At 72.6% G+C, this 8,702-nt stretch carries 7 protein-coding genes; 6 read left to right on the top strand and 1 reads right to left on the bottom strand.

What is annotated here, in order from left to right; translation table 11 throughout:
• Positions 1 to 162: 162 nt before the first annotated feature.
• The 6 genes from K8V84_RS23235 to K8V84_RS23210 are packed head-to-tail and all read left to right on the top strand — an operon-like array spanning position 163 to position 8,188.
• Positions 163 to 1,161 carry a UbiA family prenyltransferase gene (locus K8V84_RS23235; RefSeq protein ID WP_304078648.1) on the top strand — a complete coding sequence of 333 codons (999 nt, stop codon included), beginning with the start codon at positions 163 to 165 and terminating at the stop codon, positions 1,159 to 1,161.
• Complete coding sequence (locus K8V84_RS23230; RefSeq protein WP_304078646.1) at positions 1,158 to 2,507, top strand: NAD(P)/FAD-dependent oxidoreductase; 1,350 nt, start codon at positions 1,158 to 1,160, stop codon at positions 2,505 to 2,507. Before K8V84_RS23235 ends, K8V84_RS23230 begins: the two co-directional genes overlap by 4 nt.
• A complete protein-coding gene (locus tag K8V84_RS23225; protein WP_304078645.1) occupies positions 2,504 to 4,114 on the top strand; it encodes a class I adenylate-forming enzyme family protein in 1,611 nt (536 codons plus the stop codon). Before K8V84_RS23230 ends, K8V84_RS23225 begins: the two co-directional genes overlap by 4 nt.
• Positions 4,111 to 5,775, top strand: a complete 1,665-nt coding sequence (locus K8V84_RS23220) for a CoA transferase (RefSeq protein WP_304078644.1) — start codon at positions 4,111 to 4,113, stop codon at positions 5,773 to 5,775. The genes K8V84_RS23225 and K8V84_RS23220 overlap by 4 nt, the downstream gene beginning before the upstream one ends.
• Entirely contained in the window at positions 5,772 to 7,388 is a 1,617-nt protein-coding gene (locus tag K8V84_RS23215; protein WP_304078642.1) for a class I adenylate-forming enzyme family protein, read from the top strand. The genes K8V84_RS23220 and K8V84_RS23215 overlap by 4 nt, the downstream gene beginning before the upstream one ends.
• The gene (locus K8V84_RS23210) at positions 7,385 to 8,188 is read left to right on the top strand and encodes a methyltransferase domain-containing protein (protein WP_304078641.1); all 804 of its coding nucleotides are present in this window, start codon (positions 7,385 to 7,387) and stop codon (positions 8,186 to 8,188) included. Before K8V84_RS23215 ends, K8V84_RS23210 begins: the two co-directional genes overlap by 4 nt.
• A gap of 29 nt (positions 8,189 to 8,217) precedes the next feature.
• Here K8V84_RS23210 and K8V84_RS23205 read toward each other — a convergent pair whose 3' ends face one another.
• On the bottom strand, positions 8,218 to 8,673 hold the full coding sequence (locus K8V84_RS23205) for a carboxymuconolactone decarboxylase family protein (protein WP_304078650.1): 456 nt from the start codon (positions 8,671 to 8,673) through the stop codon (positions 8,218 to 8,220).
• Between the last annotated feature and the right edge of the window lie 29 nt (positions 8,674 to 8,702).

The following is an 8,702-nucleotide window of genomic DNA, read 5'->3' as shown; positions in this document are numbered from 1 at the left end:
CCGCTGACGGGCCACGCCCCCACGGCCGGGCCCCTCCCATCGGAGGGCCTGCGCGCGGACATGCTCCAGGTCCGCCCGGGTCGACGGCCACGCCCACACCACTCAGAAGGAGGCAGGGGCGTCCTCTCCGGCCCACGCCGGGGCGGCCGCCCCGAGAACACGATGACCGACCAAGTGAGCGCGCCCTCCGTGTCGCCCACCCCCGAGGTCCCCTCCGGCCCGGCGGCCCCGCCACGGCCAACCCTGGGAACCTACGCCCGGCTGGCCAAGCTCGACATCGTCGACTACTACATCGGTCTGCCACTGGTGTTCGCCCTGACCCTGCCCCTGTCGGGCATGCGGGTCGACACGGTCGGGCTCCTCCTGCTGATCCTGGTCGCCGAGATCGCGGTGGTGGCCGCCATGGTGGCATTCGACGACGTCACCGGCCACCGGGACGGGTCCGACGCCGCCAACTACGGGTCCGACGCCGCCCGCCGTCGACTGGCCCGCAAGCCCCTGGTCGCGGGGACACTCACCGAACCCCAGGCGCTGCGTTTCGGACGGGTGGCGACCGTGGCGAGCGTCGTCCTGTGGACCCTGGTGGTGGCGCTGGCCCCGCACCGGCCGCTGTGGGCCGTCATCGGCGCCGCCCTGTGCCTGGTCGCGTCGATCCAGTACTCCTGGGGGCTGAAGATCAGCTACCGGGGATTCCAGGAGATCTTCCTCGTCGGCCTGGGCGTGGGTTGGATCCTGGTGCCCTACGGGCTGCTCATCGGGCACGTCGACGGGTTCGTCATCGTCCAGGCGTTGATCTTCGGTGGCGGCCCGATGATCTTCGGTCTGTACTCCAACACCAACGACGCCGACGGGGACCGGGCCGCCGGCCGGATCACCGTCGCCACGATGGTCTCGCCGCGCGTCAACGCGACCTTCATCATCGCGCTCACCGCCGTGGAGACCCTGCTGGTCACCGGATCACACCTGGTCGGCATCGCCCCGTTGTGGTTCCCCCTGGTCCTGCTGCCCGTCATCGCGATGCGGGTGAGCCAGCTCTTCATCGGGTTCGTCCTCGGCGACATCCTGCGGGCGCGGCGAATGGCCATCCACACCCACCGCGTCACGGTCGCCTTGCTCATCGGCGCCAACCTGGTCGTCGCGATCCTCATGGGGGTGTCGTGAACACGTCGATGGACGTGGCGGTGGTCGGGGCCGGTCCCGCCGGGTTGGCGACGGCGCACCTGTTGACCGGGGCGGGGTGTACCGTCCGGGTCCTGGAGTCCGCCGACGCGGTGGGCGGCCGCACCCGCACCCTGCGCACCGACGGCCACCTCATCGACACCGGCGCCGAGATGATCCCGTCGGCCGACGCCTACCCGGCGACCTGGCGGCTCATCCGGGCGATGGGACTCGACGACGACCCCGAGGCGATCCCCCTGGTACGCGACGCCCTGTCGGTGTGGTGGAAGGGGCGCTCCCACCGTCACGTCGGGCGCCCCCTGGGGTTGCTCACCGGGATGGGTCTGTCCCCGCGCGCCCGCTGGGACCTGGCACGTCTGCAGCTGAGCCTGGGCCGGGCCGACCTGGACCCCGAGCATCCCGAGAGGGCGGGGCCGGCGGAGGCGACCATCGCCGACCTCCTGGGCCCGCATCACCCGCAGTTGCGCGAACGTCTGCTGGGCCCACTGGCGGCGGGGTTCTTCGGCTGGCCGATGGAACGGGCGGCGGCCGCACCCTTCGCCGCCCACCTCGTGGCCTCCGGCAGCACCGCGACCTGGCGCACCTACCGGGACGGGATGGACACCCTTCCTCGGGCCCTGGCCGCCCGGCTCGACGTGCGCACCGACCACCCGGTCACGGCGGTGGCCCCCGGCCCGGACGGGGTACGACTGGATTCGCCCCGAGGCGAGCTCACCGCCCGGGCGGTCGTCCTGGCGGTGCCCGCCCCCGTCGCCGCACGCCTGTACCCGGACGCGCCCGCGGTCGAACACGAGTACCTGGCGGCCTGCGGGTACGCGCCCATGCTCAGGTTGTCCCTGATGTTGGACGCTCCACTGTCCCCGCGCGGGGCCCGCCGAGGATTCGCCCACCTGGTGCCCGACGATCCCCTGATCGGGGTGGTCACCATCGACCACGCCAAACATCCCGGCCGGGCACCGCGAGGCCGAGGCCTGATCTCCATGATCGCCACCCCCACTGCGGCGCGGGACCTGTTCGACGCCCCTGACGACGAGGTGACCCGGCGGTTCGTGGAAAGGGTCGAACGCCACCTCCCCGGAGCGGGGGCACGCGTGCGCGGGGCGGTCGCGCACCGTTTCCGGCACGGCCTGCCCCTGCCCGAACCACGCACGATGTCCGCGCGCCCCGCCTTCGTCGATCGCCCTCCGGCGGCCGTCGACTACGCGGGGGACTGGATCTCGTCCCGTCCCTGCAGTGAGGGGGCGGTGGCGTCGGCGTACATGGCGGCCGAACGCGTCTTCGCCTTCCTCACCGCGACCCGCGAACCCACTCCGATCGAGGCAACGTGATACCGAGCAAACCCATTCACCTGGGCACCCTCTTCGATGACCTGACCATGCGCGGGTCCACCACCGCCGTGCGCCTGAGCCGGCCTCTGGACATCGCTCCGGAGGTGGGGGTCGAACTCGACGTGCCGGGCGCCCGGGCCCTGGTTCGTCGGATCTGTGGATGGTTCGCCCAGGCCGGGGTCCGGTCGGGCGACCGCGTGGCCATCGCCAAACGCAACCACTGGGACTACGTCCTGCTCGCGTGCGCCGCCGCGCGCATGGGAGCGGTCCCCGTCTCGCTGTCGGCCCACCTGGCGCCGCAGGCCCTGGCGACCCTGCTCCGGAGGGCGGAACCGGCGCTGCTGGTCACCGACACCGCCCTGTTGCGCGGCGCGAGGGACGCCGGACACGACCCTTCGCTCCACGCCGCCCGGACCCTGGTGGTGGACGGGGCCGTCGAGGGCGCGCTCACCCTCGACGACGTGCGCGGGGGCAGTGCGCCTTCGCCGCGCAGGCCGCACCTGGACGCACCCCTGGCGATCATGCACACCTCGGGCACCACGGGTACACCGAAGCTGGCCGTGCACTCCACCCGCACCATCATGCGCAGGCTGGCCGGGTTCGAATCCCACCGGTGGCCGATCCTGGGCAGCCGTCGCGACGACACCGTCACCTCCTCGATCTCCTTCGCCCACGGCCGTGCCCTGGCCTGGACCGCCGGGGTGCTGTGGCTGTCCCCCTACGCGATCTCGGTGATCACCTCACCGGACCTGGAGGAGGCCGGGCCCGCGCTGCGCCTGCACCGCCCCACCGTTCTGGAGGCCCAGCCGGCCACCCTGGCGCGCTGGCAGCGCCACCTCGATCAGGAGGGACCACGGGAGGGGCTGCGAAACGTGCGGCTGTTCGTCAGCACCTTCGACGCCGTGCACCCCTCCACCGTCCGCACGTTCCTCGACGCCAGCGAACGCCGCGCCCCGGTGTGGATGCAAGGGTGGGGGCAGAGCGAGACGGGACCGCTGACCTTCCGTTTCCTCACCCGCCGATCGCTGTCCCGACGCCAGGGGGTCGGAGCCACCACCCGTGATCTGGGGCGGCCGATCCCGGGCCGGACCCGGTTGCGCGCCGTGGACCCCCGAACGCTGAGCCCCCTCCCGCCCGGAGAACCCGGCCTGCTGTTCTGCCGCACCGAAGCCCTGTGCCTGGGCTACGTCGGAGAGGAGGGACGCTGGCGGGACAAGTTCGTCGGCCCCTGGTGGAGCACCGGCGACGTCGGCTCCATCGACCGCACCGGCGCGGTCCGACTGTTGGACCGAGAGGTGGACGCCCTGACCGAGGGCGGCTGCCTGGAGATCGAGGACGTCGTCGACGAGCGACTCGCCGGGGTGTTGGAATGCGTCGTGCTGGGGGTCGCCGAGGGGCCGCCCGTCCCGGTGGTGGCCACCGAGGACGGGACCCTGGACCTGGGGGAGTGGAAGAAGGCCGTCGAGGACCTGCCGACGATGGCCGATCCGATGGTCCTCACCTGGGACGAACTGCCGTGCACCGGGACCGGTAAGGTCCGGCGGGGCGCGTTGCGGGAGAAGCTGGGCCTGCCCGCCGGCGGCCGTGGGACGGGGCGGTGGACGTGACCACGACGGCGGCCCTCGCGGCACCGTTGACGGGGACCATGGTGCGGGCCGTGGGCGACACCGTGCCGGTGCGCGTGGCGGTGTCCCGGTTGCGGGAACTGGGCTGTGAGATCGAACGGGTGGGCGACGCCTCGCCCGGGCCCGGGGCCGCCGGACGGATCGACCTGGTCACCGGCCCCGCGGGACCGGACCCGGGCTGTGACATCACGTGGTCGACCCCTTCCGTGCCCCTGACCGGTGAACGCGACGTCCAGGCCGCGTGCGGCCTGGCCCACCTGCACGGCCGTGCACGGGGCCGTGACCGGTTCCTGTCGATCGACTACGCGTCGGTGTGCGCGGGTGTGCTCGCGACGCAGGCGGTGCTGGCGGCGAAACTGACCCTGGAGCGCGGTGGCCCGGCGCTGCGAGGGTCGCTGTCGGTGGCCGGGGCGGCGTTGATGGCCGTGGCCCCTTACGTCGCCGAGGCCACCGCGACACGGGGAACACCGGCGGTGGAGAGCACGGGACAGGTACCGCCGTTCCGTTCCTCGGACGGGGTCCTCTTCGAGATCGAGACCCTCGACCCCGAGGCGTGGCTTCTGTTCTGGCGGACGTTGGGCGCGCCCATGGAGGCGATCGCCACAGGATGGGCGCCGTTCCAACGACGATTCGCCACCGCCGTGTGCCCGTTGCCCGGCGCGCTGTTCGACACCCTGGCCGCGCGTCCGTTCGCGCTCGTGCGCGACATCGCCGGAGAATGCGCGGTGGGGGCCGTCCCCTTGCGTTCACCGGGGGAGAACACCGAAGAGGGACCGGCCTCGCCCGGTCGGCTGCGCGGCCTCGACGCGACGCCGGGCCCGTCCCTGCCGCCGTGGTCGCAGAGCGGGACCGGGCCGCTGTCCGGACTGCGCCTGGTGGAGGCCACCAACCGGGTCCAAGGCCCCCTGGCCGGGTCGGTGCTGACCCTGCTGGGCACCGACACGGTACGCGTCGAACCACCGGGCGGTGACCCCATGCGCGGGGTGCCGCCCCTCGCGGGCGGGATCTCGGCCCGCTTCGCCGCGTTCAACCGGGGCAAGGACGCGGTCGAGTGCGACCTGAGGAGCACCGAGGGTCGTCGCGCTGCGGGCGAGTTGGCGGCACGGGGGCACGTTCTGCTCTACAACTGGCCGCCGGGGCGGGCCGAACGGTTCGGATTGGGCGTCGACGACCTCATGGCTGGTGCCCCGGGCCTGGTGCACGTCCACGCCGAGGGTTGGGCCGGTGCGGAACCCGGCCCGGGGGCCCCGGCCACCGACTTCTCCGTTCAGGCCCACGGCGGGATCGCCGACCTGCTGGCCGACGACGACACCGGCCCCGCCCCGTCCCTGGTCACCCTCACCGACGTACTCGGCGCCCTCCTGGCGGCCGAGGCCGCTCTGGCCGGTCTGTTGCTGCGTGCCCGCACCGGTGTCGGAGTCGCCGGTCGCACGGCGCTGGTCGACGCCGCCCGCCTGCTCCGGTGGGCCGGACGTGGCCGTGCCCGGTCGAACGGGGGTGGCACGCCTCCGGTCGCGGACCCGGAGACCGTCGCCCGAACCTTCCCCGAGGCGTTCACGAGGAGACACGGGGTCTCTCTGCCCCGAGCCCCCTGGACGTTCGCGCCCCTGGACGGCCCCTTGGACGGGAAGGCACGGCGATGACCTGGACCTCCTCGGCTGGTATGGCCCTGCCCGACCTGGTTCCAGCCGGGCTTCGTAGGCGTTGGATTCGGGAGGGGACGTGCCCGGGACGGGACCTGTACTCCCTGTTCCTGGACACCGTGCGTGAGGATCCCGGGCGCGAAGCGATCGTGGACGCACACGGCGCCCTGGACCGTGCGGGCCTGGCCGCGCGGGCCGGGCGGGCCGCCGCGGCCCTGACCGTCCATGGGTGCGGTGAGCGCGACGTCGTCGCGGTGCTGCTACCCGATGGTCGGGACTCGATCGCCATCGAACTCGGCATCGCCGCCCTGGGCGCGGTCGCCCTTCCGATCCCCTACACGCGCTCCCGAGCCGACGTGCTCTCTCTGATGGACCGGTCCCACGCCAGGCTCGTGGTCACCGATCCCGGTCGGGTCGACGATCTACGACGCACCTCCCTCTGGTGCGTCGACGCGGGGGAGTTGGACGAGAAAGGCCCGTTCGCGCACCTGATGGTTCCCGAACCGGCACGGCCCGACTCCATGGCGCCCGCACGCATTCTCGTCTCCTCGGGGTCGGAGGGGGCACCGGGAATGGTGGCCTACTCCCACGACGCCATGGTCGGAGGGCGGGGCAACTACGCACGGGCGCTGTTGGGCGGCTCCGGCCCCCTCCGAGCGCTGATCCCGGTTCCCCTGGCCTCCTCCTTCGGCTCGTTGGGCATCGTGTCCCTGATCCGGCTCGGGGCGACCCTCATCGTTCCGGGACGCTTCGATCCCGTGGCCGTGCTGCGCTCCATCGAAGGTCACCGGCCCACCCACCTGATCGGCGTGCCCACCATGCTTCGGCGGGTGGCCCTGGTGGAAGAGGGCGTCGACTCCTCGTCGCTGCGGGCCCTGGTGGCCAGCGGGGCGCCTTTGCACCAGGACGTTCGGGACCTGTGCCGGCGGCGCTTCGGCCGGCCCGTGATCAACGTCTACGGTTCCACGGACGGGGTGAACTGCCACAACGCGCACGACCCGGACCGGTGGGAACCCGGCATGGCCGGTCGACCCGACCCCGAGGTCACCGAGATCCGGGTGTGCGATCGGAGGGGGCGCCCCCTGCCGGCGGGGGAGGACGGCGAGATCCTGGCCCGGGGACCGATGACGCCCCTGTGCCACGTCGGTGCGCCCGAACTCCACGCGCACGGACGAACCCCCGACGGATGGGTCCGCACCGGTGACGTCGGCCGTCTGGACGCCGACGGCACCCTGTGGGTCGTGGACCGGCTGCGCCGCACGGTGATCCGGGGCGGTGTCACCCTCTTCCCCTCACAGGTGGAACGCGCCCTGGCCGCCCATCCCGCGCTGACCGAGGCGCAGTGCGTGCCCGTACCCGATCCCGACCTGGGCGAGCGCATGTGCGCCTGCGTCTGCCCGCTGCCCGGCGTCGACCCGCCCACGCCCCACGAACTGCTCCTCCATCTGCGCGACCGGCACGGAATGGACGTTCGGCTCCTGCCCGAACACGTGTTGTTCCTGCCCGCGCTACCGCTCGGCCCCACCGGGAAGACGTGCACCTCCACCCTGACCCGGATGGCGGCCGACGCGATTCGAGACCGACCGACCGTACTCTCAGGAGACCCCGAGTGACACAGACCGTTCCCGTCGAAGCCGGTTACGTCTTCGACAACCACAACGAGAACGCCGGCGACCAGCACCGGTTCCTGGCCGCGGCCTACGACCCCCTGACCACCCGAGGGCTCGCCGAGACCGGGGTCGGCCCCGGATGGCGCTGCCTGGAGGTGGGCGCAGGGGGAGGCGGTGTCGCCCACTGGTTGGCCCGGCGGGTCGCCCCCGACGGTGAGGTGGTGGCCACCGACATCAAGCCCGACCACGTCACCCCCGCCGAAGGGCTGCGGGTCCTGCGGCACGACGTCACCGTCGACCCGCTTCCGGAGGCCGCCTTCGACCTGATCCATTCGCGTCTGGTGCTGTTGCACCTGCCCGAACGTCTGGAGGTGCTGGATCGGTTGGTGCGCGCCCTCAAACCGGGTGGGGTGCTGCAACTGGACGAATTCGACATCACCTACGGTCCGTCCCTGCTCATGCCGGACCCCGAGGCCCGCGCACTGTACGAGAAGTTCCTGGCGGCGAAGATCGGGCTGATGCACCGGGCCGGCGCCGACCCTGCCTGGGGGCGTCACGCGGGTGAGGCGATGTTCCGGGCAGGTCTGGTCGATGTCGATCCGCGCCCGCACGTGGAACTGTGGGACGCCGCCTCCCCGGGCGTGCACCTGATCTCCCACCACACCCGACACCTGCGCGACGCCTTCGTGCGCGAGGGCATGACGGACGAAGAACTGGCCCGGGTACGCGAGCTGTTGGCCGATCCCGCCTTCCGGGCCTGTTCCTGCCTGATCTACTCCGTGCGGGGGCGCCGGCCCGAGTGAGCGCCGTACCGGCCTCGTCGGAGGCTGGTTCAGCGGACGGGTGGGGTCAGGGCGGTGCCCACCCCCAAACGGTTGTAGAGGTTGATCAGGCCGACGGCGGTGATGAGGGCGACCATCTCTCGCTCTGAGAGATGGTCGGCGGCCCGCGCGTAGACCTCGTCCGCCAGACCGTTCTCACCGAGTCGGGTGAGGGCGTCCACGACCTCCAGGACGGCACGTTCGATCTCGGTGAAGTGGTCGCCCGCCTCGCGCCAGGCGGCGACCAAGGTCACGCGCTGCGCGGACACGCCGGCCTTCAGCGCCGCGTCGGTGTGCAGGTCGACGCAGAAGGCGCAGCCGTTGAGCAGGGAGGCGCGCAGGTCGACGAGGGCGTGCAGTTCCTCGTCGAGGGCGGCGGCGACGATCGCGCGAAGCCGGGCCAGCTCGGTGTGGATCTCGGGCAGGTGTTGTGCCGACTGTGCGCGGGGCGTGCCCAATGGGACCATCCTCTCCTCGGAGCGCCCGGGCAGGGTGC

Source organism: Nocardiopsis listeri (assembly GCF_020741345.1).
GTDB lineage: Bacteria > Actinomycetota > Actinomycetes > Streptosporangiales > Streptosporangiaceae > Nocardiopsis > Nocardiopsis listeri_A.
Note: the sequence above shows the minus strand (reverse complement) of the source record. Positions and strands in the feature narration are given on the sequence as shown.

Bases quoted from the DNA above. Each gene is read 5' to 3' on its own strand.
- K8V84_RS23215 (WP_304078642.1), top strand. From the start codon at position 5,772: ATGACCTGGACCTCCTCGGCTGGTATGGCCCTGCCCGACCTGGTTCCA.
- K8V84_RS23205 (WP_304078650.1), bottom strand. From the start codon at position 8,673: ATGGTCCCATTGGGCACGCCCCGCGCACAGTCGGCACAACACCTGCCC.
- K8V84_RS23235 (WP_304078648.1), top strand. From the start codon at position 163: ATGACCGACCAAGTGAGCGCGCCCTCCGTGTCGCCCACCCCCGAGGTC.